Origin of the sequence: Sulfitobacter sp. 1A12157, from assembly GCF_043557345.1 — a bacterium.
GTDB lineage: Bacteria > Pseudomonadota > Alphaproteobacteria > Rhodobacterales > Rhodobacteraceae > Sulfitobacter.
On the sequence record NZ_JBIFFV010000002.1, the window covers coordinates 109,620 to 135,928 of the forward strand.

The following is a 26,309-nucleotide window of genomic DNA, read 5'->3' on the forward strand; positions in this document are numbered from 1 at the left end:
GCAGCGCTGCGGTTAAAAAGGTGGCCAAAGCGGCGAAAATGCGCGCGCTTTGGCCTGGAGGGAGACGGAGAGAGAGAGGAGTGGGGCGCGCGGTCAGGAGGTGCCGCGTGCCGTGTTTTCAAAGATGCTTTTCATATGGCTGTCGAACTCGTTCCAAGTGATGACAGCCCGGTTGCCCGCATGGCCGTGATAATAGGACCGGCCCGTCGAAGTGGGCAGCCCGGCCCAGATGCGGGCGAGGTTTTCCATGAAACGATGGCGGCTGATTTTGCCCCTCATAAAGGGGGTGAATCCCGCATCTTCGAGCAATAGATCGGCCAGCAGGTCTTGAACCTGTGGGGTAAACCGATCGCTCTTGCTCAGCCCCGCTTCGGCGACGAGCGTTTTCAAAGTGTTGGGGATGAACTGGTAGCGCCCGATGGCATGGGGCTGGCCGGGGGTCGCCTTGATCCAGCGATAGATTTCGCCGATGGTCATGCTTGTGGGGCGCTTGGGCGGCTTGATCCGCGCCCCATGCTGCACCGCGTCATAGCCTTTCGCGCCCGCCTCTGCCGAGGCGATGACATGGCGCACCGCCGCCGATGGGCCGCCGCGCGGGGGCAGGGTCAGTTTGCGGGGGGCCTGTGCCTGTTTGACAGGCGTTTGGATCATGGCCCGGTTGAGGTGGATCCGCGCATCCGAGGCGGAAGGCGACAGGGCGAAGTTCAGGCCGGTCACGGCGATCTTGCGGCTGTCGAAACGGGCGAAATCATTTGCATTTGCCGCGCCGGAGAGGGTGGCGGCGATCAGGCAAAAGGCAGTGCTGGCAGCGAGCTTTTTCATCGGAGTTTCCCATCGGGCTGGAGGTTTGCATTGTCCCTGATCATGCGCCTCTAAAATCGATATTTCATTAATGCGGACAGCTAGTTAGCGTCTCGAAAGGATAGTCGGCCCGGCGCTTGGAATAGGCCGGGTCGACTTTGGAGCGACGCCGCGCTGTGAAAGAGGAATGAGCCACGTTCCAGATGCGCTTGGAACGTGGCTCTCCCTCGGGGCTGAGTCTCCCGGTCAGCTTCCGAGGAACTGGTCGAACTGGGTCCAGAGTGAGTTGTCCAACAGCAGGTTGAACCGGAAATAGAACCCTTCGTCATAGAGGCTGCTTTGCCCTGCCACCCGGCCACGGGCCTTGTTGTAGCCGAGCGCCAGCAGGACACCTTCGCGCGGGGTGAAGCCAAACTCGGCGCCGATCCCGTTGGAAGAATTGCCCTCGCTGTCCCACAGATGCGTGGCGTTGAGGCCGAGTTGGAACCGGTCGTCGCCGAATTCGTAGTTCAGACCGCCTTGGATCAACTGCGTGGTGGTACTGGCCCGCGCGCCGGCAGTGGTGCCGATCTTCTGATGCTGGCCCGCATATTTGCCGTTGATCCGCAGGTCGGCGTCGATCTCGTAATTCGCGTCGATCGACCACAGATGCGTTTCCGTTCTGGCGTGTTTCTCTTCCAGACGGTGCTCGTACCACGCCAGCACATCCAAGCGGGCGTTGTCCTTGGGGCGATAGGCGGCGCCGATGCGGGTGCGCATGCGGCGGGAGTTTTCGCCCGCGCGGCGGTCGAGCGCGGCGCGGCTGCGGGCCAGAACGGTCAACTCAGGGGTGACATTGCCGGCGATGCCGAAGCTGGCGTAATGGGTCTTGCCGCTCTCCTCCCAAGTGGTTTCCAGCTCGGCATCGCCGACCCAGTCGCCATCCGCCGACTCCCAGCTTGTGCCGATGGCGAAGGAGGTGAGCTCCCCGTCATTGGTCTCAAGGTTGCGCGAATGCTCAAGATCGGCGCGCAGATTGGTGCTTTCGTTGATGTCCCAATCGACGGACAGGCCCTGCACCATGGTGGTGTCGCTGGTGCCGCTGGCCTTGGTCATTTCGGTCCGGCCAGTGACCCATTCGTTCATCGTATAGGTGAAGCCATAGGCCGCGCGGGTGACCAGAGTGTCGCTGCCGAATTGAAGCTCGATCTCGTTATAGACGCGCCAGCCGTTCTTGGGCTCGTCATAAAGGCCGAGGGTCAGTTCGGTGGGGGCGTCTCCGCTGAGCGGGGCGCGCAGCTTGGCCTCGATCACGGTGCCGGGGCGGGCTGCCGGGGTCCAATGCGCGCCGAGGATCAGGGCGGTGTCGGTCTCGCTGCCGCTGGCGGTGCGGTCACGGCTGTACTCAAGGCCGATCTCGCCGCGCAGAGTCTTGCTCAGATGCCGGGAATAGATCGCATCCACGGTTAGCCGCGTGCTGTCGTTGATCCGGTCGCGGGTGTATTCCGCGCCGAAGGCGATGTCGCTGCGCCGGTCGATTTCCTCGCCATAGCTCAGACGGACCTGGGTGGTGCCGGGGCGGGCCAACCCGCCTTGCGGGTAGAAGTCGCGGCCGGTGTGGATCGCCTCGAAAGCGAAGTGGCGGGTTTCGGTCTTGAGTTCATAGGACAGGCGCGCGGCGCTGTCCTTGTCGCCCATGGCGTTCTCCGACCGGGCCACCTCGGCTTCCCACAGTCCGCCTTGGCGGTCTTCGTGCTGCAGATAGGCCGAATGCATCCGCTGGCGGGCCGTGTTGCCCAGGGGGGCATCGGCATGGACCGCGCGGGCGCCGACGGAGGTCCGCTCGGACAGGGCATAGTTCACCTCACCGCCATAGAGCCAATAGGCTTCGGCGCCCTCGGCTTCGACCTCATAGGTCACGCGGATCGACACGGGGTTGCCGTCAAGGTCGAACTGGCGCACCGGGGTGTCGAAAGTGATGGTGTTGCGGAAGAAGTCGAGTAGGTAGTCGGTGCCGCGCAGCAGGGGCGTGGCCGACAGGATATCGCCGCCGTCTTCGTCCCGCACGAGGATCTCCACCCGCTCGGACCCCTGCACATAGCCGCTCAGGTCAAGGTCATAGGGGCCAGAGACACCGCGCCCGCGGATTTCCTGAATCTGCTGCTCTTGCGCTGTCCGGGCGGCGAAGACGGTGACCGAGACGCGGTCGTTCTCCCAATGGCCTTTGGCGCCGGTGGCGACACGTTGCAGGCCACCGAGTTTCAGCGCGCTGGCCTCGGGCGCGATGGCGATGTCGCCGTAGAGCACGTAGGAGCGGCCTTTCTCGACCTTCACAAAGAGGTTGGACGAAGATTGCGCATCGGCACCGCGTTCGGAATTGTCTCCGTAGACGGGGTAGTATTCCTCACCCCGGATGTCGCGGAACAGGCTGTCTTCGGTGTCCCGGTCCGAGCTGTAGCGCAGGGTCAGCAGGGCATCGCCACGGATCACCCCTTTGAGGTAGAGCTCACCCCGGATCCCGGTTGTGGTGTCTTCGAAGGCGCTGATGCGATCCTCTTCGATGACATTGCCCGCATCGCCGCTCAGCGAAACCGCGCCTTCGATCACACCGATCAGCACACGTTCGTTCAGGTCGGGAGTGAAGGTCACCCGCGCCTCGGCTTCGCCAAAGGAGGAGCGCACGGTGATCAGATCGGGGCCGGAAGCCTGCGGCGGGATCAGGTTGAAGGTCGCCTCGCCATTGTCGAGATAGGCCTGCACACCGGGCGCGCTGCTGCGGATGTCGGTCACGTCCCAAAGCGACCGGCGGGCGGCGAGGGTCACGGTGCCCGAGGCGGGCACCGGGCGGCCCCCGGCGTCAAGCACGCGGACCACGACCGGCACCACAGAGGCGGGATTGGCCGACGCGGTTTCCGGCATCAGGATCTCGATCCGGGCGGGTTTGCCGGGGGCGGTCAGGCGCAGCTCTTTGCGGACGCGTTCGATGCCGAAACCGTCACGACCCACCAGCGTCAGCACATTCTCGCCCGAGGCCAGTTTCACCGCCACATATTCCAGCGCCTGCACATTGTTCTTTTCCAGACTGGTGCGTTCGCCCACCCGGTCGCCGCCCAGCTCGCGCCCGTTCACCAAAAGCGACAGCGTGAGATCGGCCTTGCCCTTGATCCGGATGTTCTGCGTGGCGCGGGTGACGGACGTGTCTTCGGCAAAGTCGACAAAGCCCGGCGCGCTATCGAGGTTCTGGATCATGCTGTCGAGCGATTGACGCTGGGCCGAGGCACGGGCCGCTTGCGCGATCGAGGAGGGCGCGCGCCCGGCCTCTTCGCTTTGCGCCGCGATCATGCCGGGGGTCAGCTGAGTGGTGGTAGCGATGCCAGCCTCACTGCGCACCGAGCGGGTGCTGCTGCGCTGACCGTCGATCGGCAGATCGGCTGCATTCATGCCGGGGGTCTGGCGTTTCCCGGCGAAATGGTCGCGGCGTTTGCCGACTTCCTCAAGCGCATCGGGGGTGCATTGGGCCACAGCAAAGTTCTCGGTCCGCAACTCGCCCTTCTTCAGCGGCACGATGCGCGAGCCACCCCGGCGCAGATCGTTGGTGCGGGTCACCTGCACCGCGGTTCCGGCAGGCAGGGTTTCGGGCTGCACGAGGAAGGCATGGGTCACGGGGCGCATGCCGTTGAGCGAATAGGCGCCATTGATATCGGTCACCACGAAGAGCCCTTCCTGGGTCCCGATGCGGACGCCGGGAATGCCCGGCTCATCCTCGACGCGGTCGCGCAGACCGTTGCCGTTGCAATCCATAAAGACGGCGCCCAGCACGGTGCCTTGGCGCGCAAAGACACCGCCCGAATTGTCGAGCCGAACCATGGCGCGCGCGGTTTGCGATTGTTGCAACGCCCCGGTGCCCGCTTGGCGGCCCGACAGGATGGCGGTGTTCTCGTTGCGGCCTTCGCGGGCGGCGGCAGAGAATTGCATCACATAGGACAGCTCATGGCTCGACAGCGGTTCAAGCATGCCCACGTCAAAGCGCAGATCGCCATTGCCGATCTCTTGCGGGTCGTCCAGCGGCTCTCCGTTGAGGGTGACCGTGCCGGGCACGAAGTTCACCCCATAGGCAGGCCGGTCGAGGATTTCGCCGCCGATCAGCGCCTGGTGCATATTGTTGGTGAAGCTCAGCGTATAGGTGATGAATTCACCGTGACCCACGCGGTCGAGGTCGGCGGCTTTGTCCAGCGCCAGCGGCGTGCCGTAATGCGGGTCCACCGGGATGTCGGAGACGAACAATGCGCCGCCCGCGTGTTTGAACGCGCGGCCCCAACCGGCATCCATCACCCTGCGGCCCATGCCGGCATAATCCAGACGCGCGGAGGGGAAGATCCATGCGGGCGCATCCATCACCTGATAGCGGTAGTCGCCTGCGGGCATTTCGGAGAAGGTGAAAAAGCCGCGCTGGTCGGTCTGGGTGCGGGCCATTTCGTTGCCCGAACGGGCGTCGACAAGCGCCACGGCCACGCCGTCGATCGGGGCGTTGGTGACGGAGTTGAACAGGAAGTTGCCGGGGTTGATCATCAGATCGTCCTCAAGCACCGCGCTGTCGCAAGTCGCTGTCGCGATGAAGCTATCGCCAAAGTCGGTGGCCATGACCTGATCCCCGGCAACGGCGGGCGACATCTGCGCCATCGGCAGGGCGGGGGTGAGGAAGACACCGGTGTTGGCCCCGGTCTCGGTCGCGATGAGGGTTTCCACATCGCCGGTCAGCATGCTGCGGATGGTCACCGCCGTGCTGTCGACTTCGGTGCTGATGTTGCAGGCGCCTGAGGTGAGGCGCAGGCGGGTGTCGCTGCCCGGCGTGCCATAGGGCTGGTCCGCGCCGGTCTCGGGGTGTTCGAAGATCAAGCTGCCCGCTGTCTCATCGTCGCGGTCATAGACCACGGTGTTGGAGGCCAAGAGCAGGGTGCTTTCCTGGTTGTTGTAAAAGGCCGAGGCTGTGTTCTGCACCTCCACCTTGCCCAAGTCGGCAGGCACGCGCACCGAAAAGCTGGGATCGGTCGCATGGCCAATGGCGTAGTCGCCCTCGTGAAAGAAGGCCACCGCGTCCACGTCATGGGAAAGCCCGGCGGGGGCGACGCTGACGTAGTGATGGTCAGGCGCGCCGCGCATGTGAACCAGTGCGGTCATGGTGCCCGAATCCTGCACCGCGTGGAACACGGTGTTCAGCGGGATCGCATCGCGCAGCAAGACGCCGGTCCGGGGCGTACCTTCGATCACGATCGGCTGGCCCTCAATCTCAGGGTAGCCAAAGGCGTCCCGCTCGGAGTCGTTCCGCAGCCGCAGGGTGTAGGTGATGAGCGCGCCCGCGTCACTCTCTGCGACGACCTGCTCTTTCGAGACTTCGAGCCCGCCTTCCTCAACCCGCGAGACGCCCATGGCGTCGTCGGTCAGGCTTTGGCCATCCTCGGTCACGGCCGATGCGGTCAACATGCTGGCGAATTGGGTGCTGACGGGGGTCTCGGCGGAGATGCGGAATTCATAGATCAGCTGCAGCCGCTCGCCCACGGCAAGCATGAAGGGCGCGGACATATCGAAGGCGCGGTCTTCGGTGTCGATCAGGCCGTTGCCGTTCAGGTCAGGGAAAAGCGATTGGCGCGACATCATTCTGGCGCTGCCTTGCTCGCCGATGCTGACCGATGTGGAAAGCGGCACGTTGCCGCTGTTGATTACGTCGAAATGGTAGCGGCCAAAGGCACCGCGGGTCAGCAGAAGGTCGGAGTAGCCGGTCACTTCCAGCCCGGGAACCGCGGCGACTTCGGCCCGCACGGGGTTCGAGAAGACGCGTTCCATGATGCCAAGGGAGGTGTTGAAATAGCTGACTTCTGCCACGTTGCGGATGAAAGACCCACCGGGGGCCGGGGCGGCGGCGGCGGTCTGGGGCAGAAGGCTCAGGCCCAGTGCGGAGGCGCTGATCAGGGCCAGAGCCGGGCGGGCTTTAGACATAAGGAAACTGCGCATCAGCTTGCTCCTGTTGCGATCCCTGGGAAGGGCGTGAAAATCGGGGAGACGGAAACGGGGAGAGGAGGGGGCGCCCCCGGGGAGAGCATCGCTCAGCCCGGGGGCGCCCGAGAGGTCGCTTAGTCGTCGACCCGCACGGTGAACTCTACCCGGGCAAAGCCGCCGGGAAGGATCGTGCCATGCGTGCTCGATACGTTGGTCGAGGTGACGGTGGCCGTGCTGGTGCCCGGGAACAGGCTTTCAGGGCAGGCGCCGCCACAGTTCGTGATCGCGGTATAGGCCGGGGCCGCGTCCGTGATGATCACGTTGTCCGCCGCAGAGGCACCTGTGTTCTCGGCTTCGACCATGTAGCGGATGCACTGGCCCGGCTCGACATCAAGGCGCGTCTTGGTGAAGGTGCCCACGGTGCCATCGCAGCCCGCGTCGATGTACTGATACTTGCTCAGTGTGACATCGCCCGAGATGATGACCACGCGGTCTTCGACGGCGTTGTTGGTCTGGTCGATATCGGTCCCGACACCGTTCAACGTGTTGTTGATGGTGATGGTGCCGACTTCGGACACACCTTGGGTGGCTGTCGATGGCGTCTGCACACGGTAGATCAGCGAGATGCTGTCGCCCGGGGCAAGGCCGTTGACACCCGGCGAGACGCCGTCGGTCAGGTCATCGAAGTTGTCGATCACCGGTTCGGACGGATCGATCACGCCGTTGCCGTTCTGATCCCAGAAGATCGCACCGGAGAAGTTGGTCAGACCCGATTGCGTGATCGACGCCTCGGTGATGGCCACGTTCCCTTCGTTCGAGATGGTGTGGAGGATGTCCACGATACCACCCGGCGAAGCCTGCGCGCTTTGGTTCTCGATGATCTTCACGTCGTAGATTTCGTTGACCGTAACTTGGTTGACGATCCGGTCACCTTGACCCGAGACGGAAGAAACGACCGCGATGTCGACCAGCGTATCACCGGGCAGGGCGCCATCGGCTGGCGTGATCACGGCGCGGATGGCCTGCGATGCGCCTGCGGGGATGGTGCCGGTGTTCGACACGATCGAGCCGTCGGGCAGTTGGAACTCAACCGTCCAGCCTGCGGGCAGGGCTTGATCCAGCGACAGGTTGAAGCTGTCCGAGGTGGGGCCGTTGTTTTCGACCAGCATGTCGAAGACAACCGGCGCGCCCGGGTCTGTCGATTGGGTGACCCATGGGTTGCCACCGTTCGTCGGTGCCGCGCCATCACCTTCGGAGCCGGCCACGGCGTTTTCAAGATCGACCGAGGCCGCAAGCACCGCACCAGAGAATTCGGCGGTCGACACGTCGCTGACGCCCGAATTGTCCGAGGTCGTGGTGATGATCGCGGTGTAGTTGGTGGTCGCGGTCGGTGCGACATCGGTCGGCAGTGTCGCGATCAAGGTTACCTTCGCACTGTCACCGATCCCCAAGGGACCGACAGAGCCGACCACCGGCGTGACACCATCGGCGCCGACAAAGCGGAAGGTGGTGCCGGCGGGGAAGTCGTCATTGGCCACATCAACGGTCAGGCTGTCCGGGCTGTTGGAGAGGTTGGTCAGCACGAACTCCTGACGGATCGTGCCGCCTTGGTAGACATCGCCGGTTTCGGTGACGACATCGTTGTTGGCCGCGTCATCGTCGGTGGCCGAGGCGATGGCCGGGTTGGCGGTGCCGTTGGAGTTGATTGCCGTATCGGCAACCGCCACCGCATATTGGTTGTCCACGGTGACAGAGGCGGTGTTCGATGGCGGGAAGGCCACGCCGTCAACGTCCTGGGTCGCCACGTTGGTAATGATGCCCGCATTGGCGGTATCCGCGATCACGGCACGGAAGGTCACCTCACCCGAACGGCCGGAACCGACAGAGGAGATCAGGAAGTTGACGTTCTGCGCATCGTCATAGTCCCAAGCGATGGTCTCGCCAGAGCCGTTTGTCGCGTCGACGACGGTGGAGCCGTTGTCATCGTCCAGCGGTGTGGCAGAGTCAGACCAGCGGGCCGAGCCGGGCACATAGGTCAGGCGGCCATCGAGCACGTCCTGCACAGAGTAGCTGTTGGCCGCGGCCAGACCGGTGCTGGAGTAGGTCAGCGTGATCGTTACCGTATCGCCTGCGTCGATGATATTGGGGTTGCCGCCCGAAGCCGGGTCCGCAGTCATCGATTTGACCAACTCGACAATCGCGTCGTTGGAGATTGTCAGCGTGTCCGTGTTGGTGCTCAGCACGGTGCCGTCGAGGGTCGAGGCCGCCGTGACGGTGATCGTGTCGGAACCGGTCGCCGTGGAGGCGACGGAGGCTTCGATCACGATGCCGAACTGCTCACCGGGGGCGAGGGTCGGGGTTTCGGTCAGCGGGGTGGCGCTATCGGCCACGCCGTCCATGTTGGCGTCGGGGTAGAAGACCAGTTGCGAGGTGTCGAGCGTGCCGGTGTCGGTTTCCACTGCCGTCAGCGCAAAGGCATCCGGGCCGTTACCATCGTTGGTGATGATGTGCGGCAGGAACGCCTTACCGCCGGGGGCGATGGTTTCGGTGTTGTCGGAGGTCAGGGTGACGCCGGCAACTTGCTGAACGACTGTCTCAACGGTGTTGGAGGTTACCGTGATCGTGTCGCCCGCAGCATTGGTATAGGTCGCCACGGCTTGGTTGCCGATGACAGAGCCCGCTTCGGGCGCCGCGAAAGCGACAGTGCCGATCACGGCGGTCAGAGCAACGGCGCTGACAGAGCGCAGGAAGGTTGTTTGATGTTTCACGTTAATATTCCCTAGTTCTATAGTAGTTGGAGAGAGAGTGGAGAGAGAGGCGCCGGGATTAGTTCAGGCGCACGCGGTAGCTGTTGAAGGCGGAATCGCCTGCTTCGAGCGGTTCGGAAAAGGTCCAGCGCACGGCGGCGACGGCCTCTTCAGGGAGCGGCTCTTCGGTCATGTTGCCATCGGCATCGACGACCTTGCGGATGGCGGGAACGGTGGACCATTCCAGCCCTTCCTGTTCAGGGTCCATCTCGGCTTGAACCTCGAATACCGCGGCGACAGAGGTCACTTCGGCACCCAATGTGATAGAGACGCCCTCGGGGACCGGCGCGGCAATGACGAGCCCTTCCATGGCGCTGTCGGTCATGTTCTGGTGACGCAGCTCATAAGAGATGACCTCGCCCGGGCGGACCGTCTTACGCTCGACGAGCACTTCTTCGCCCTCGGCATTGGTTTCCACCACGCGGAAGGAGAATTCGCTTGTGAGCGCATCAGCCGCAGCCGCGAAACCCGCAAGCGACAAGGCCGTGCTTGCAATGAGGGTCTTGGACAGTTGGGAGATATGTTTACGCATCTAGTAGTTCCCTTGTTGGCCGGTGAAGAGCCGGCGATTGCAATGAACGGACACGCCCATTGCGCTGTCCTGTTCTCATCTTCGGGGAACCGGATACCGATATCATCTGAGCGAACGGTTAACTCGCTGAGCCTGTGGTCAGGCGCTTAGCCGAAAGGATAGGAGGCCCTATCGGGTCGCGCCGCGGCCTATCATTTGGCGCGGAAACGGCGCTGGGTGCGGGCCGCGCATATGGTTAATTTTGCTGGGAAAATTGCGGTTTCCGAATCTTTGGTTCGACGCGGGTCACCATAGCCAGAACGCAAAAACGCCCGCACGGGGCGGGCGATTATGGTTTACACTCGGAGGGGAAATTGGCGGCGCTCCAGGGCGCGCGCTGGGCCGATGCCGGGGGGTGGTTCAGGGGCGGAAAACGGGCCTCAAACGAAGCCCGCGTCGCGCGCGATGATCGCCGCATCGGTACGATTCTTTGCGTCGAGTTTTCGGCAAAGTGTTTTGACATGCAGTTTGATCGTCACTTCCTGCAGATCGAGGTCGCGGGCGATCTCTTTGTTGGACTGCGCGTTCATCAATCCGCGCAGCACCTGGCGCTCTCGCTCGGACAGGGATTTTTCGAAATCGGTCTCTTCGGGATTGTCCTTGCCCGACATGAAGGTGACCGGGGCATAGGTCTCTCCCGCTGCCATGAAACGCACCGCGTTGACCAGTGACTTGGCGGGCAGCGTCTTGGGCAGAAAGCCGATCGCCCCCATTTCGAGCGCCTGTTCGGCAATCAGCCGGGTGGCGGTGCCGGAGATCAGCCCGACCGGGCGACCCTCATTGATATCAAGGACGGTTTGCAGACCCTGCAAGCCCTTCATGCCGGGCATCGTATAATCCAGCAGCACCAGATCATAGGGCGCCTCTGATTTGATCTTGTCCAGCGCCCCGGCCAGATCGCTCGCCGCTTCGGTGACGGTGGCCCCATCCGCATCAAGAAACATGGCAATGGTCTCTCGGACCATGTCGTGATCATCGGCAATTAAAATACGCAAAGACATAATAGATCTCCTGAAGCCAAAATGGCCGGCGTTCTTTAATTGGTAGAGTGTGCCCGTTTCAAAAGAAAGATGAAAGCCCAAGGGGGAAGGGGGGCAAAGGCATGCGCCGCTATCCTTTGGGATGGCAAGGCGGGGCGCGCCGGGTCAGGGGCACCTATCCTTTGGTATAGAGAGGATGCGCTTCTGCACCTTCGCGCCTTCCCTTCGGGCAGGGTATGGTCAGGTTACCACGCCAGATAAGGAAATTTGTCATGACCTTTCAGTACCTCAGCAAGACCATCACCGCGGCCGCCCTCTCTTTGGGCCTTGCGTCGGCGGTTGCCGCCCAAGACGAAGAGGCCGTGCTTGAAGTAACGCTGGCCGATGAAACCCATAGCTTCACCCTTGCGGACCTCAAATCCATGCCGGTCTCAAGCTTTGAGACGGCGACGATCTGGACCGATGGCACGCAGGAGTTCGAAGGCGTATCGTTGAAAGACCTCTTCGAGACGCTGAACGTCGAAGAGGGCACGATCACCGCGACGGCGATCAATGATTATGCGGTGGAAATCCCCATGTCCGACGCGGTCGAAGACGGGCCGATCATCGCCTACCATACCAATGGCGAGGAGATGTCGCGCCGGGACAAGGGGCCACTTTGGGTGGTCTACCCCTATGACAGCGACATCGCCTATCAGACGGAACTGGTCTACAGCCGGTCGATCTGGCAGCTTGACCGAATTCGTGTCGAGTAACTTACAATGGCGCAGAGGGCTTGGATGAACGACGCAGGAGAATTCGGGCCCGCGCGCGCAAGAAGCCGACAGGTCTTGATGCTGATCCTCGTGCTGGGGATGAGCATCGCCGCCTATCTGGCCTATAACGTCTGGGACCGGATTCAAGCGCTCGACAGTGCGCAGCAAGACCATGCCGAATGGGTCTTTACGCAGATCGAGATCGAATTCCTCAAGACCGACCGCGCCTTGGCGCAGGCGAAATCCGCCACGCCCGAGGCGCTGGACGAGTTCCGCAAGCGGTTCGACATCTTCTATAGCCGTGTCCTGCTGGCCGAACGGGTGCGCAACAATGCAAAGGCCAAGCCGAAAATCCGCGAGTTGCGGGCTCTGCTGGATGGGTTCCTGCCTGCGATCGACGGGTCTGATGCCGACCTGATCGCGGCATTGGACGATATCGACGCCATGTTGCGCAGCATCGAAGACGTGCCCCGCGAGATTGCCCTCGCCTCCATCGCCATTGCCAGCGAGATGTCCCAGAACGAACGCCATGAGATCGTGCGGCTGATTGAGGTGATGGCGGCGATTGTCTTGATCGTCACCCTTGCCTTGGTCGGGGCGGTCTACCGCTTGTCGCGGCAGGCCAGCCGATTGAACCGCACTTCGCAACTGGTCGAGGAAAATCACCTGCGCCTTGCGACCACCCTTCAGGCATCGCTCGATGCCATCGTCGTCATCAACGAACAGGGGGAGATCGAAGATTTCAACGGCTCCGCCGAAGAGATCTTCGGCATCACCCATGAGGCGGCGGTGGGCAGGGACTATATCAGCCTGTTGATCCCCCCGGCCGACCGCATGGTGCACCGCGAAAGGCTTGAAAGGTTCCGTCGCACCGGCGAGACCGAGGTCGCCGACAAGGGCCGCCGCGAGTTTGAGATGATCGACCACGCCGGGCGCGTTTTCCCGGTCGAAATGTCCGTGTCACAATCGCGCATGGGGCAGGGGTCGCTCTTCATCGCCTATATTCGGGACATCACCGAAAAGCGCCTTCGCGAGGCCGAGATCATCGCCGCGCGGGACGAAGCACTTGACGCCTACCAGGAAAAGTCGCGTTTCTTCGCCATGATGAGCCACGAGATGCGCACGCCGCTCAATGGTGTGATATCGGCCCTGCAACTGCTGCAAGATGACCGTCTCGACGATGAGCAAAAGCGCTATCTCGATGCGGCGATGACCTCGGGCGAGATTTTGTTGGGCCATATTAATGACGTGCTCGCCATTGAGCGCAGCGAGGCGGGAACCTATGAACAGGTGCGTCAGACCTGTGACATGACCGTGTTGATGGCGGGAATCATCAACACGATGGACCCTCTGGCCGAGGCCGGTGGCACCCGGCTGCATCTTGATCTGACCCAGTTGGATGACAAAGCCATCGTGACGGACCCGCGGGCGATCCAGCAGATTTTGGTCAACCTGCTGAGCAATGCGATCAAGTTCAGCCCCGGCGGCGATGTGACCCTGCGCGGCTGGTTCGCCAAATCGGCGGGCGAGGGGGAAGTCTTCCACCTGCAGGTCGAGGATGACGGCCCCGGAATTCCTGCGGGGGATATCGACCGTATTTTCGAAGATTTCGTCTCGCTCGACAGCCGCTATGAACGCCGCACCGGGGGCACCGGTCTGGGGCTTGGGATCGTGCGCCGACTGGTCAAGCGGCTGGGGGGCGAGATCACCTGCGAATCGACCGTGGGCGAGGGGACATGTTTCACCCTGCGCCTGCCGGTAGAGCTTGCCGATCTGGCCGAGATCGACTGCGACGCGGCCCCCGACCCGCAAAAGCGCGCCGAACCCACCGCGGCCAAGCGGCTCAACCTTCTGCTGGTGGACGACAATGAGATCAACCGCGAGCTGATCAAGGCAATGCTTGAGAAGATCGACCATGATGTCACCCTCGCCACCGGCGGGCGCGAGGCGATTGACCTGGCCGAAGACGCGCCCTTCGATGCGATCCTCATGGATATCTCCATGCCCGAGGTGAACGGCATTCAGGCGACAAAGGCGATCCTCTCCGGCGACGGCCCCAACCGCGACACGCCGATCATCGCCGTGACCGCCCATGCCATGCCGAAAGAACGGGCGGAGTTCAGCGCGGTCGGAATGTCGGGGTTCTTGCAAAAGCCGCTGGATATGAAGGTGCTGCGCGCCAAGCTGCGCGAGCTTTCGGGGCGCGCGGTGATGCCGGAACAGGCTCTGCCCGAACGTTTGGCCAGCGCCCCGACATCGGTGCAGGCGAAATCCGCGAAACGGCCCCTGTTGAACGAACAACAAATCGCAGACCTGCTTGACCTGCTGGGGGCGGAGAAACTGCGCGAGCGGGTGGAAAAGCTCGATCAACAGGTCGCGACCGATCTGCCCGACTTGATGGCCGCTGATGCGCTGCCTGACCTACAGGCACGCGCCCATGCCATGGCCGGGATGTGCGGTATGCTGGGTGCCGACCGGCTGCACGGCCTACTCAAAGAGATCGAGACCGCCTGCAAGACCGGCAAGGACGAAGAGGCGCGCGCGCTGGCCGAGGCGCTGCCCGCCACCTGCGACGCGACGCTGGCGGCGATGAAGGCGCAGCTCGATCTCTGACAAGCCTGCTTGCGCAGGGCGGCGGAAACCTATCCTTAAGTCTAGCGCGTTTATACCCCCGCTCAGATGCAACACGACAAAACGCGATCTATATTTAAGTATGCCCGCCGAAAGACGGGTCTGCACGAAGGCGTCATTGACCAGAACAATGACCGCGTCCCAAGCTGGCAACCGGTTCATTTCAACCGCTTCGCCTGAAAATATGCTTCACGACGCGGGCCTTCTCGGGAGCTGCTGCCCGTTCCCCTACCCCAGGGAGCGGCTCCCTGATAGCCTTGCAGCGATGCGCCCCACCGGTTTTCCCCGTCCCTCCCCTCGGGGGGAAAACCGGGGGCGCATTTGGCGATCTGGCCAGCGCTGTTTCACCTATCCGTAAGTATATCGCGCTATCCGCAGTGGCATCCGCATTGACCGGACGCATCTTCGCATTGGCTCCAACAATTCGCGATAAATGTCCGGTAGATTTTTGTTCGTATGCTCACGGGGGGCCTCGTTGCGCGGGTTTTCCGGTTCGGACCGAAAGGTGAATTGTGAAACGTCTCCCTTGCCGAAAAGCGCTGCGCGGTGTCTCCCTCGCCGTTTGCGCCGCGCTTGCCGTCTCCTCCTCTCCCGCGGATGCCGGGGATTTCTCTATCGATTGGTCCACTTTCGATTGGCCCGCTGGCTTTGCCGGACCTTTGCTGCGCACCCTGTCGGACCAATATGGTTTCGAGATCGACACAACGGTCGAGATCACTGGCAATCTGCGACCCTATAGCGCTGACGCGCAGGGCAATCCGATTTTCACCCCCGACGATGTGAATATTCTGGGCGGTGGTGTCGATTCGCTTGTCATCGTGGGCGATGCCGCGCCGAATGCGGGGCGGCGCGGCGATGACCGGCTCACCGCCAGCGTATCGGCCAGTTCCGGCGGCGTCGCGTTTCAGGTCGACAATCTCACCGTCGACATCCTCGATGTGGATCCCACCGACACCCACAGCACCGGGGACCGGTGCGATTTCGTGACGGCCTTTGGCGATAACGGCAACCCAAGCATCACGACACTGGGTCCGGCGCCCACCGTCGTGGTCGGCCCGGGGCCGGGGTCTGGTGATACCGGCCTGCTGAACGGGAACGAGGCGCAATGTCTGTTCATCGACGGCAGCGCCTTCCTCTCTCCCGGGTCGGGCGATGATACCAACGGCTCGATCCGGCTGAGCTATCCCAATGCGACCTCAAGGATTGAGATTTGGTACGACGAAAGTATTGGCGAGGTCCGCAGCTACTACAATCCGGTAACGCTGCCCTATGACGCGGGGGCGCGGGGGATTGGCATCTTTGCCGCTGTGAACTTTACCACCGAACAGACCATCAGCCTTGCACGTTTCACCAGCCCGCTCTCCGCGCTTCAGGGCACGACGGTCACCTTTATCTATGAGGTGACCAACACAGGGGAGTTGCCCTTCAACCCGAACCAGGATGTGGTGATCGAGGACAGTCTTGTCGGCACGGTTACGTGCCCGGCCATCACCGCACCCGTGGCACCGGGGGGCAAGGTGACCTGTACGGCGGAATATACCGTGACGGCGGCGGATGCCCTGTCGGGGGCGGTCGACAGTACGGCCACGGCGGGGATCGGCGCGATCGGCACGCCTTTCGTGTCGCGCCTGCAGTCCAACCCGCAGAATGCCAATATCGTCGCCAATGTCTTGTCCACCGACACCGGCCCGCAAACCTGTACGACGCGCTCGGTTTTCTCTCGGCCGCGCACACAACTGGCCGGGACGGGCAGCGCAGCAGCGCTGACGACCTCGGACATCTTCGTCTTCGATAATGTCACCACCGACATCAATGGCAACGATCTGGATGTCGTCTTTCAAGCGACCCAGATCAGCAATGCCACCGCGGTCAATATCAACAGCTCTCTCGAAGCGCGGATGACGCCCGCTGACAACGGCTTTGTCACCTACCGGCTCCGCCTTGTCGAAGACGGCAGCGCCACCCCCTCGAACCCCGAAGGGCGGGCGGTCGAGCAGAGCCGGATCAATGGCGTGATCGTTCAGCAGACCGATGTGGACAGCCGCGGGACATCGGATGACAGTTCGGATGTGGTCGGCCCGCTGCTTGCGCCCGATGGCATCTCGTATTTCAACACCGCCCCCCTTGCCAGTTTTCCTGCCGGGGGGCAGGCGATCACGATGGACCCCGCCAAGGTCGGTGACCCGACCAATTGGACGGAAGAGCCGAACGAGACCGGCTTTGACAACTATGCCACCTATGAATACGGCACTTTCACCGAGGGGGAGTTCATCCACGGTTATGCCGGCTCTTCGCTGAATGACGCGAACCGCGGCTCGTCGATCCGACTTTGCGCCGTGGCGAATACCTCGGCCAGCGTGGTGGCGGGCGACGATGACTATACCGCGACGCCGCTCAACAGCCTGCTTGGCGGCACGGCGGGAGAGGTCATGTCCAACGACACGATCAACGGCTTGCCCGCCGCGTTCCCCACCGCGACGCTGGAGGTTCTGACCGAAACCCTGCCGCAGAACAGTGGCGATCCGGTGCCCGTGCTTGAGACCGAAGGCGCGGATGCGGGCCAGGTGATCGTCCCGCCGGGGGTGCCCTCGGGCACCTATCTGATCGACTATGAGCTTTGCGACAGCATTGACCCCACGCAATGCGACAGGGCTCAGGTCACGGTCGCTGTTTTCGATGGTCTCGGGGTCGACTTCGGCGATGCGCCGATCTCTTACCTGACCGCCTCGCATGGGGTCAGCGACACGCCGCAGGTCTATCTTGGCGATGTGCCACCCGATATCGAACTGGTGGCGCAATCCGATGCCTCGGCCACGGCGGACGACCTGTTGGACAGCGATGACGAAGACGCGGTGATCTTTCCGGTGATGACCCAAGGGATGATCAGCACGCTCAACATTCCGGTCAAAGGGGCGGGCTACCTGCAGGCGTGGATCGACTTTAACGGCGACGGTGTCTTCGAGGGGTCTTTCGGTGAGAACATCGCCCGTGACCTGCGCGACGATGGCACCGGCTTTGACGATGTGGCGGGCGACGGCGTGATCCAGATCGAGGTGACCGTGCCCAGCGATGCCACCACCTCCACCACCTTCGCGCGGTTCCGCTACTCCTCCGAGGCCGGGCTGCCGGTGGCGAGCTTTGCCGTCGATGGCGAGATCGAGGATTACTCCCTCATCATCGCCGCCGCCGATCTGGTGGACCGGGGCGATGCCCCCGCCAGCTATGGTGAGCCGCGCCATATCATCGTGCCGGATATCTACCTTGGCGGTGGCCTCCCCGATTCCGAGACCGAGAGCATGTTCAGCGCCAATGCCGATGGCGACGACCTCGACGGGATCGACGATGAGGATTCCGTGGCCGAGTTCCCGGTGCTTGAGGCGGGCACCATCGTGCCGCTGACCATTCAGACCCATGAAACCCTCAGCGCGCAACTGGCCCTTGGCCTGCCGGTGACCGAAGGCATCACCAATCTTCAGCTCTGGATCGACTTCAACCAGAACAATGTCTTCGATCCGGTCGAACAGGTGGCCATCAACTTTCGCGATGGGGGCTTGGGCGATACGGATGGCGCATTCAACAATCAGATCAGCCTGAACATTCCCGTGCCTGTCGATGTGGGCAATGGCACCACCTATGCCCGCATCCGCTGGTCGACCTCCAGCGCCCTGACCCAAGACCCCTTCAGCGGTCTGAACTTCGATGGGGAGGTTGAGGACTACCTCGTGACCCTCGTCAACCTGTTGCCACAGGGCCGGATCGGCGGAACGCTGTATGAGGATGCCGACAGGTCCGGCAGCCGCGATGGGGCAGAGGCCACGCTGCCCGCGGGCATCACCGTGACGCTTTTCGACGATGCAGGCACGCCCGGCGACCGGGCCGACGATACGCAGGTGGCGGTGACCGAAACCGATGCAGCGGGGGACTATTCCTTCAGCAACCTCGACCCGGCGCGCGCCTATCTGGTCGAGGTGGATGAGGCCGACCCCGAAATACCGGCGGGCCTCACCCTGACCACCGGAAACCCGATCGCCAGCCTTGCCGTCGATGCGGGCAGCGGCAGCCCGGTCAGTTCTGACTTCGGTTTCGAGAATCTGCCGACCGAGGCCGATTTGGCCCTGACCCAAACCATCCTGCGCGCGGCGGACGCCAGCCCCGCGACAGAGGCCACGGTGGGAGAGGCGCTTGACCTCGTGTTGACCCTGACCAACAGCGGCCCCGGCAGCGCTTCGGATGTGCGGGTGCTCGATCTCATCCCCGATGGCTTCGCCTATGTCTCTGACGACGCGGCGGCGCAGGGCGACAGCTATAAGGCTTCGACCGGTCTGTGGCTGCTCGGCGACGTGCCTTCTGGCAGCAGCCACAGCCTGACCATCCGCGTCACGATGCAGGGCGAAGGCGCCACGGAAAATCAGGCCGAGATCATCGGCGCGTCGCTGGCCGACCCCGACAGCGACCCCGGCACTGGTGCGCTGGTGGATGACCTCGGCGATGGGCTGGCCGATGATGACGAGGCGGTAGCCCGCGTGGCCCGGCGCTCCAACGGGCCGGTGCTCTCTGGTGTGGTCTTCTTTGACATCGGGGCGGGGACCGACGCCTATGATGGGGCCCAGCAGACGGGCGAGGCGGGCACGGACCGCGCCGTGGTCGAGATCTTGGACGCGGATGGCGTTTTGCTGGCAACGGCCGATCTGGCGGCGGACGGCACATGGCGCGCGGCCTTGCCGGACGGGTATAGCGGCGCCGTCACCGTGGTGGCCCAGCCCGGCGCGGGTCTGCTCAATGTCTCCGAGGGCGGCGGCGCGGCCTTGCCCGGCCTGGTGAACGGCGATCCCCATGACGGGCGCCTTACCTTTACCCCCGCGGCGGGCACCACCTACGCCAAGCTCGACTTCGGCCTCATCGAGGCGGCGCGGCTGAACCAATCGCAGGACAAGACGATCCGGGCCGGGCAGGTCTTGGCGCTGCGGCATGAGTATATCGCCTCGGCCCCGGGACGCGTGACCTTCAGCGTCACCGCCGAAGCCGCGGCCCCCGCAGGGGCGTTTTCGACCGCGCTTTACGAGGATACGGATTGCGACGGCGCGCCGGACCAAGCGATCACGGGGCCATTGCCCACCGAGGCGGGCAGGCTGATCTGTGTCCTTGCACGGGTCACCGCCTCGGGCGCGGCGACGCAGGGATCGACCTATCGTTTTGATCTGGTCGCCGACACCAGCTATGGGTCCAGCGGGCTTGCCCAGCAAAACGTCAACACCGACCGGCTGGTGGTGGAGGCGGCGCAGGGCACGTTGAAACTGACCAAAACCGTCCGCAACGTGACGCGCGGCACGCCCGAGGGGATCAGCAACGGCGCCGCTGCCGGGGATGTGTTGGAATACCGCATCTATGTCGAGACCATTGGCACCGTGCCTGCGCGCGACATCGTGGTTTACGACAAGACACCGCCCTACACGGCCTTGGCGGCGGCGGTGCCCAGCCCGGTCGCCTTGGCCGATGGGGTGAGCTGCACCTTGGACGCGCCCATGACGAATGCGCCGGGCTATGAGGGGGCGCTGCGCTGGTCCTGCACCGGGGCGCTGCAACCCGGCGCGCAGGGCTTCGTCTCCTTCGCGGTCAGCATCCAATAACCCCAGTCCGGGGCCGTTTTGCACGCCGCCCCGGCACCGCCCGAAGCCGTGCTCCGATGAACTGCCCTGTTGCATCCCCGCCCGCAGCGGCATAACAGGCAATAGTTTACTAAAAGAATCGGATTAAAGGGGGCCGCGGTGCTCAGAACGTTGTCATTCATTTGCTTGGCCTTTGGCGCGACCGCCGCCATGGCGCAGGACTTTCCCGTCACCGTTGAACACGCCTTTGGCGAAACCACCATCGAAGAGCGGCCCGAGCGGGTGGCCTCGGTCGGTTGGGCCAATCACGAAGTGCCCTTGGCGCTTGGCATCGTACCGGTCGGTTTCGCCCGCGCCTCATGGGGGGATGACGATGGCGACGGGTTGCTGCCTTGGGTGATCGACCGGCTGGACGAGCTCGACGCCGAGGTGCCCACGCTCTTTGACGAGGGCGATGGTATCGATTTCGAGGCCGTGGCGAGCACCCAGCCCGATGTGATCCTGGCCGCCTATTCCGGCCTGTCGCAGTCGGACTATGAAACCCTCAGCCGCATCGCCCCGGTCGTCGCCTATCCCGAAGCGGCATGGACAACGACATGGCGCGAGATGATCCGCCAGAACGCGGCGGGCCTTGGCATGGCCGAGGAGGGCGAGGCGATGGTCGCCGAGGTCGAAGAGCGGATCGCGACCGCCCGCGCGGCGCATCCCGAATTGGCGGGCAAGACGGGCATGTTCGTCACCCACCTTGATCCGCGTGACCTTAGCACCATCGGTTTCTACGCCGCTGCCGACCAACGGGTGAAGTTTCTGACCGACCTTGGCATGGCGACACCACAAGCGGTGCGCGAGGCCAGCGAAGCCGGGAAATACTCGGGCCGGGTGAGTGCCGAACGGATCGACCTGTTCGAGGACGTGGACGCTGTGGTGACCTATGGCGATCAGGCGCGGTTGGACGAACTGGCCAAGAACCCGCTGATTGCGCGTTTCCCGGCGGTCGCCCGCGGCTCGGTCGTGCTTCTGGCGAATGACCCGATGGGCACCGCCGCGAACCCGACGCCGCTGTCGATCGACTATGTGCTCGACGATTACCTCGCGCGGCTGAGCGCCGCTGCCACACGCGGCGAATGATGCAAATGCAGCGCCCCCAACGGCTGGCGGGTCTTGCGGCATTGCTGGGCCTGTTGCTGCTGATGACTGGCCTGTCGCTGACCGTGGGCGCGCGCGCCGTGCCGTGGAGCGAGATCTGGGCGGGGATGACCGGCCGGATCGAAACCATCGGCGCGGCGGCGGTCGCGGTGCGGATGCCGCGCACGGCGCTGGCCGTTCTGGCGGGCGCGGCGCTTGGCCTTGCAGGGGCGGTGATGCAGGGCATCAGCCGCAACCCCTTGGCCGATCCGGGCATTCTGGGCGTCAACGCGGGGGCGGCGCTTTTCGTCGTGGTGGGCATCGCTTGGTTCGATATCAGCGGCGCGCAGAGCTTTCTGTGGCTTGGCATCGCCGGGGCGGGGGTGACGGCGGTTTTCGTCTATCTGATCGGCTCTGCAGGGCAGGGCGGGGCGACGCCGCTCAAGCTGACCCTCGCGGGCACCGCGACCTCCGTCGCGGTTTCGGCCTTCATCATCGCGGTGGTTTTGCCGCGCAACGACATCGCGGGCTCCGTACAATCTTGGCAGGTCGGCGGCATCGGCGGCGCGAGTTTCGAGACCCTCTTGCCCGCCTTGCCCTTCGCGCTGGTGGGGCTGGCGCTGAGCCTCGCCTCGGCCCGGGTGCTCAACGCTTTGGCCTTGGGCGAAGAACTTGCCACCGGCCTTGGTCAGAGCGTTGCCTTGGGCCGGGTGATGGCGGCGGCGGGGGCGGTGATCCTCTGCGGCACGGCAACAGCACTTTGCGGGCCGATCGGCTTTGTCGGGCTGGTTGTGCCGCATCTGTGCCGGATGATCGCGGGCGTCGATTACAAGCTGGTGCTGCCGCTTTCGGCTTTGGCGGGAGCTTCCATGCTGGGGCTGTCAGACGTGATGGGCCGCATCATCGCCCGCCCGAATGAGTTGGACGTGGGCATCGTCACGGCCTTTGTCGGCGCGCCCTTCTTTATCTGGACGGTGCGCAATCACGGGATGCGCGGGCTATGAGCGATGTGACCGCCAGCGCACCCCGCCGTTTCCGCCCTGCCGCGACGCGCCGTATACAGGTGCTGGGCGCACTGTCTGCGCTCGTTCTCGCGCTTATGCTCCTCACGCTCAGCTGCGGGCGTGGGTGCCTGCCGCCGGGCGATGTCTGGGCCGCGCTGACGGGGGCGCCGGGGACCAATGCCTCATTCGTGGTGGCCGATCTGCGCCTGCCGCGCGCGGTCATGGGGCTGCTGGCCGGGGCGAGTTTTGGCTTGGGCGGGGTGGCGTTTCAGATCATGCTGCGCAACCCGTTGGCCAGCCCCGACATCATTGGCATCAGCGCCAGCGCAGGGGCGGCGGCGGTCTTTGCCATCGTCATTCTGGCCCTCGACGGGTGGCTGGTGTCGCTCGTCGCGGTCGTGGCGGGGCTTGGGGTCGCGGCGATGATCTGGGCGCTGTCCTCGCGCCGCGGGGCCGCCGGGGCGCGGCTGATCCTGATCGGCATCGGCGTCTCGGCCATGCTCGACAGTGTGACGGCCTATGTCTTGCTGGAAGCGCCCGCATGGGACCGGGCCGAGGCGATGCGCTGGCTGACCGGCAGCCTCAACGGCATGCAACTCGTCCAAGCGCTGCCCGTGGCAGGGGCGCTGTTGGTCTTCGGCGGGCTCTTGGCTCTTACCGCCCGCGATCTGGAGGTGCTGCGTCTTGGCGATGACACCGCCGAAGCCTTGGGCGTGCGCGCCGATGCCACGCGGCTGCGGGTGACACTGGCCGCCGTCGGCCTTGTCGCCATCGCCACGGCTGCGACCGGGCCGATTGCCTTTGTCGCCTTCCTCTCTGGTCCCATCGCGGCCCGGCTGTTGCCGGGGTCGACCGGGTTGCTGTTGGGGGCCGGGTTGGTGGGGGCTTTGCTGGTCATCGCGGGCGATTTCGCAGGCCAGTTCCTGCTGCCCGCCCGCTTGCCCGTGGGGGTCGTCACCGGGGCGGTCGGCGCGCCCTTCCTTTTGTATCTCATCGTCCGCGCTAATAGAAATGGGGGCACGCTATGACCCACGACCACCGTCTTGAAACGCGCGATCTGGGCGCGGGCTATGAAAAGCGCGTGATTTTGGAGGGGGTGACCCTCACCGTGCCGGCGGGGCAGATCACGGCCATCGTGGGCGGGAACGCCTCGGGCAAGTCGACGCTGCTGCGGACGCTGGCGCGGATTTTGCAGCCCAAGTCCGGCGCGGTTCTGCTGGATGGTGCATCGGTGCACCAAATGAAATCGCGCAAGCTGGCGCAGGTCATGGGGCTACTGCCGCAATCGCCCATCGCGCCTGAGGGGATCGCCGTGGCCGATCTTGTGGGGCGCGGGCGGCACCCGCATCAGGGGCTGTTCTCGCGCTGGTCGGCAGAGGATGACCGCGCCGTGGCCCGCGCGCTGGCCGCGACGGGGACCGAGGAACTGGCCGAGCGTGATCTCGACACCCTGTCGGGCGGTCAACGCCAGCGGGTCTGGATCGCCATGGCCTTGGCGCAGGAGACCGACCTTCTGCTGCTGGACGAGCCAACGACCTTTCTGGACGTGGCGCATCAAGTCGAGGTGCTGGACCTGCTGGTCGATCTCAACATGGCGAAGGGCACGACGATCGTCATGGTGCTGCATGATCTAAATCTTGCGGCGCGCTATGCCGATCACCTGATCGCCGTGGGCGACGGCGGCATCCGCGCCGAGGGGCCGCCTGCCGAGGTCTTGACCGAGGAATTGGTGAAAACCGTCTTTGGCCTGTCGTGCCGTATCGTCAGCGACCCGGTCTCGCAGACCCCCTGCATGGTGCCGATCGGGCGTCACAAGGTGGGGCCGCCGCGCAAGAATGCCGCGGCCTAAAAATAACTGACTAAATTAGTCAGATTGACTCTGGTCTCCTCCGTGTCTTAGGGGTAAGGGAATCCCGACTGGTTCACTAGGTTATTACGGAGACAGCCATGTCCTCTTCCAAATTCATTCCTCTGCAACTGGGGCGCGGCTCTCTCAAAACGGCGCTTTTGTGCTGTACGGCGCTGGTGCCGGGCACGCTTTACGCGCAAGAGGCCTACCAATTGGATGATGTGATCCTTGAAGCCGAGGCGCAGACCTCCGGCGCGGCGGATGCCGAAACGGTTGTCGCCAGCGAGATCAGCAGCGGTGGCAAACTGTCGGGTGAGATCATCGACATCCCGGCCAGCGTCTCGGTCATCACCAGCCGCGAGATCGAAGCCCGCGGCGCGGATAGCGTGGAGCAGGTGTTGAACTACACCGCTGGTGCCAGCACCGACAGCTATGGCGCGGACGACCGGTTCGACTATTTCATCCTGCGCGGTTTCGAGGCCTATACCTACCGCGATGGGCTGACGTTGGGCGCGAACTTTGGCGCCGTCCGTGAAGAGCCTTTCGCCTATGAGCGGGTCGAGGTGATCCGGGGCGCGTCGTCTTCGACCTTTGGCCTGTCCGATCCCGGCGGCTCGGTCAACTATGTCTCCAAACGCCCCCGCGACGAGCGCTTTGGCGGCGTCTATACCTCGGTAGACTCCTACGGCAGCTTGGAAACTGGCGTCGATTTCGGCGACAAGCTGGATGAGGAAGGCACGCTCAGCTACCGTTTCACCGGTCTGCTGCGCAATGGCGAGCTTGAGTATCCCTATTCCGAGAACGATGAGATTTTCGCGATGGGCGGCCTGACATGGCGCCCCTCCGATGCCTCTGAACTGACCGTGATCGTCGATCACCTTAACCGCGATTCCGTGCCCGGCAGCGGCGGTTTCCCGGCGGGCGGTGATTTCGACCGCAGCGATGTGTTCTACGGTGAGCCTGACTACAACTACCGCGGGACGGAGCGGACGACCGTCTCTGTTCTGGGCGCGCATGACTTTGGCAACGGGCTGAGCTTTGGCGGCACCCTGCGCTATAGCGACAGCGCCGATGACTTCGGCTATGCCTATGTCAGCGATGGAACCCCGAATGACAGCACGGTGGACCGGGCCTACTTTGCCAGCGATGGCACGAGCGAGAGCATGATCTCCGATCTGCATCTGACCTATGAGGGGTTCCTCGGCGGGGCCGCCAGCACCACTACGGCGGGGGTCGAATTCTCTTGGTCCGACGAGTCTGACCAACGCTTCTATGGCCCGGCACCGTCGGTTGACCGCGACAATCCCACCTACACGGGCCGCCCCACCAGCGTGCCGATCTATGCCGATCTCGACACCCAGACGGAAGGCAAGGCGCTCTACCTTCAGCAAGAGCTGAACTGGAACAAGCGGTTCATCGCCTCCGTCGGGCTGCGCCACGACTGGATCGACGTGACCGAGACCAACAACCTTGCCGGCACGGTGCAGACCAACGACATCAGCGAAACGACAGGCCGCGTGGGTCTGACCTATAAGATCAAGCCCAACCTGTCGGTCTTTGGGAACTACGCGCAGTCGGTCGTGCCAGCGGGCCTTGGCGTCGAACCGGAAGAGGGGGAGCAGTTCGAACTGGGCACCAAATGGCAGCCCATGGGCACCAACGCGCTGTTGACGGCCTCGGTCTATGACCTGTCGAAAAGCAACATCACCCGCACCAACCCTGCGACCAACCTGCCCGAAACCATCGGTGAGATCGGCGTGCGCGGCCTTGATCTGGAAGCCAAGGCCGAGATGGGGGCCTATACCCTCACCGCCGCCTACAGCTATCTGGATGCCGAGATCAAAGAGAACGGCACCGCTGGCAACGTCGGCAACCGCCCCGCTCTCGTGCCGGAAAACGTCGCCTCGATCTGGGCCAGCCGGACATGGGAAAACCTTGGCCGCGGTGATCTGACCGTCGGTTTGGGCGCGCGGTTCAACAGCGGTTACTACTATAGCGACAGCAACACCGCGGGCGAGACAGGCAGCTTTGTCGTGGTGGATGCGGCCGTAAGCTACGACCTGTCGGATCAGACCACCCTGTCGGCCAATGTCACCAACCTGTTCGACGAAAAGCACACCTCCTACGGCGGTTTCTACGCTGACTTCTACAGCCCCGGCCGTGAAGTCACCGTGAAGCTGGCCCATAGCTGGTGAGCCTAGAGCGCG

Annotated in this window: 13 protein-coding genes; 8 read left to right on the forward strand and 5 right to left on the reverse strand. The window is 63.7% G+C overall.

Annotated features, from left to right (window positions below; all coding sequences use genetic code 11):
- Positions 1 to 93: 93 nt before the first annotated feature.
- From ACGYLC_RS04495 to ACGYLC_RS04515, 5 genes are all read right to left on the reverse strand, one after another.
- Entirely contained in the window at positions 94 to 822 is a 729-nt protein-coding gene (locus ACGYLC_RS04495) for a hypothetical protein (protein ID WP_394421887.1), read from the reverse strand.
- A 225-nt stretch (positions 823 to 1,047) separates the two neighbouring features.
- Positions 1,048 to 6,789, reverse strand: a complete 5,742-nt coding sequence (locus tag ACGYLC_RS04500; RefSeq protein ID WP_394421889.1) for a hypothetical protein — start codon at positions 6,787 to 6,789, stop codon at positions 1,048 to 1,050.
- A 119-nt stretch (positions 6,790 to 6,908) separates the two neighbouring features.
- Positions 6,909 to 9,542 carry a beta strand repeat-containing protein gene (locus tag ACGYLC_RS04505; RefSeq protein ID WP_394421891.1) on the reverse strand — a complete coding sequence of 878 codons (2,634 nt, stop codon included), beginning with the start codon at positions 9,540 to 9,542 and terminating at the stop codon, positions 6,909 to 6,911.
- A 58-nt stretch (positions 9,543 to 9,600) separates the two neighbouring features.
- Entirely contained in the window at positions 9,601 to 10,113 is a 513-nt protein-coding gene (locus ACGYLC_RS04510; RefSeq protein WP_394403183.1) for a hypothetical protein, read from the reverse strand.
- A gap of 419 nt (positions 10,114 to 10,532) precedes the next feature.
- Entirely contained in the window at positions 10,533 to 11,153 is a 621-nt protein-coding gene (locus ACGYLC_RS04515) for a response regulator transcription factor (protein ID WP_394421892.1), read from the reverse strand.
- Positions 11,154 to 11,404: 251 nt separating this feature from the next.
- Between ACGYLC_RS04515 and ACGYLC_RS04520 the strand changes: the two genes are divergently transcribed.
- From ACGYLC_RS04520 to ACGYLC_RS04555, 8 genes are all read left to right on the forward strand, one after another.
- Entirely contained in the window at positions 11,405 to 11,887 is a 483-nt protein-coding gene (locus ACGYLC_RS04520) for a molybdopterin-dependent oxidoreductase (RefSeq protein ID WP_394421893.1), read from the forward strand.
- A 24-nt stretch (positions 11,888 to 11,911) separates the two neighbouring features.
- Positions 11,912 to 14,500 carry an ATP-binding protein gene (locus tag ACGYLC_RS04525; RefSeq protein ID WP_394421894.1) on the forward strand — a complete coding sequence of 863 codons (2,589 nt, stop codon included), beginning with the start codon at positions 11,912 to 11,914 and terminating at the stop codon, positions 14,498 to 14,500.
- A 530-nt stretch (positions 14,501 to 15,030) separates the two neighbouring features.
- A complete protein-coding gene (locus ACGYLC_RS04530) occupies positions 15,031 to 20,145 on the forward strand; it encodes a GEVED domain-containing protein (protein WP_394421896.1) in 5,115 nt (1,704 codons plus the stop codon).
- A gap of 189 nt (positions 20,146 to 20,334) precedes the next feature.
- Entirely contained in the window at positions 20,335 to 21,252 is a 918-nt protein-coding gene (locus ACGYLC_RS04535) for an iron-siderophore ABC transporter substrate-binding protein (RefSeq protein ID WP_394422244.1), read from the forward strand.
- A gap of 5 nt (positions 21,253 to 21,257) precedes the next feature.
- Positions 21,258 to 22,253: a FecCD family ABC transporter permease gene (locus ACGYLC_RS04540; protein WP_394421897.1), complete on the forward strand. Its 996-nt coding sequence runs from the start codon at positions 21,258 to 21,260 to the stop codon at positions 22,251 to 22,253.
- Positions 22,250 to 23,281: a FecCD family ABC transporter permease gene (locus tag ACGYLC_RS04545; protein ID WP_394421899.1), complete on the forward strand. Its 1,032-nt coding sequence runs from the start codon at positions 22,250 to 22,252 to the stop codon at positions 23,279 to 23,281. The genes ACGYLC_RS04540 and ACGYLC_RS04545 overlap by 4 nt, the downstream gene beginning before the upstream one ends.
- On the forward strand, positions 23,278 to 24,102 hold the full coding sequence (locus ACGYLC_RS04550; protein ID WP_394421901.1) for an ABC transporter ATP-binding protein: 825 nt from the start codon (positions 23,278 to 23,280) through the stop codon (positions 24,100 to 24,102). The genes ACGYLC_RS04545 and ACGYLC_RS04550 overlap by 4 nt, the downstream gene beginning before the upstream one ends.
- A 98-nt stretch (positions 24,103 to 24,200) precedes the next feature.
- Complete coding sequence (locus ACGYLC_RS04555; protein ID WP_394421902.1) at positions 24,201 to 26,297, forward strand: TonB-dependent siderophore receptor; 2,097 nt, start codon at positions 24,201 to 24,203, stop codon at positions 26,295 to 26,297.
- Positions 26,298 to 26,309: the final 12 nt, after the last annotated feature.

Bases quoted from the DNA above. Each gene is read 5' to 3' on its own strand.
- ACGYLC_RS04535 (WP_394422244.1), top strand. From the start codon at position 20,335: ATGGCGCAGGACTTTCCCGTCACCGTTGAACACGCCTTTGGCGAAACC.
- ACGYLC_RS04540 (WP_394421897.1), top strand. From the start codon at position 21,258: ATGCAGCGCCCCCAACGGCTGGCGGGTCTTGCGGCATTGCTGGGCCTG.
- ACGYLC_RS04525 (WP_394421894.1), top strand. From the start codon at position 11,912: ATGAACGACGCAGGAGAATTCGGGCCCGCGCGCGCAAGAAGCCGACAG.
- ACGYLC_RS04545 (WP_394421899.1), top strand. From the start codon at position 22,250: ATGAGCGATGTGACCGCCAGCGCACCCCGCCGTTTCCGCCCTGCCGCG.
- ACGYLC_RS04500 (WP_394421889.1), bottom strand. From the start codon at position 6,789: ATGCGCAGTTTCCTTATGTCTAAAGCCCGCCCGGCTCTGGCCCTGATC.
- ACGYLC_RS04555 (WP_394421902.1), top strand. From the start codon at position 24,201: ATGTCCTCTTCCAAATTCATTCCTCTGCAACTGGGGCGCGGCTCTCTC.
- ACGYLC_RS04510 (WP_394403183.1), bottom strand. From the start codon at position 10,113: ATGCGTAAACATATCTCCCAACTGTCCAAGACCCTCATTGCAAGCACG.
- ACGYLC_RS04515 (WP_394421892.1), bottom strand. From the start codon at position 11,153: ATGTCTTTGCGTATTTTAATTGCCGATGATCACGACATGGTCCGAGAG.
- ACGYLC_RS04520 (WP_394421893.1), top strand. From the start codon at position 11,405: ATGACCTTTCAGTACCTCAGCAAGACCATCACCGCGGCCGCCCTCTCT.
- ACGYLC_RS04550 (WP_394421901.1), top strand. From the start codon at position 23,278: ATGACCCACGACCACCGTCTTGAAACGCGCGATCTGGGCGCGGGCTAT.
- ACGYLC_RS04495 (WP_394421887.1), bottom strand. From the start codon at position 822: ATGAAAAAGCTCGCTGCCAGCACTGCCTTTTGCCTGATCGCCGCCACC.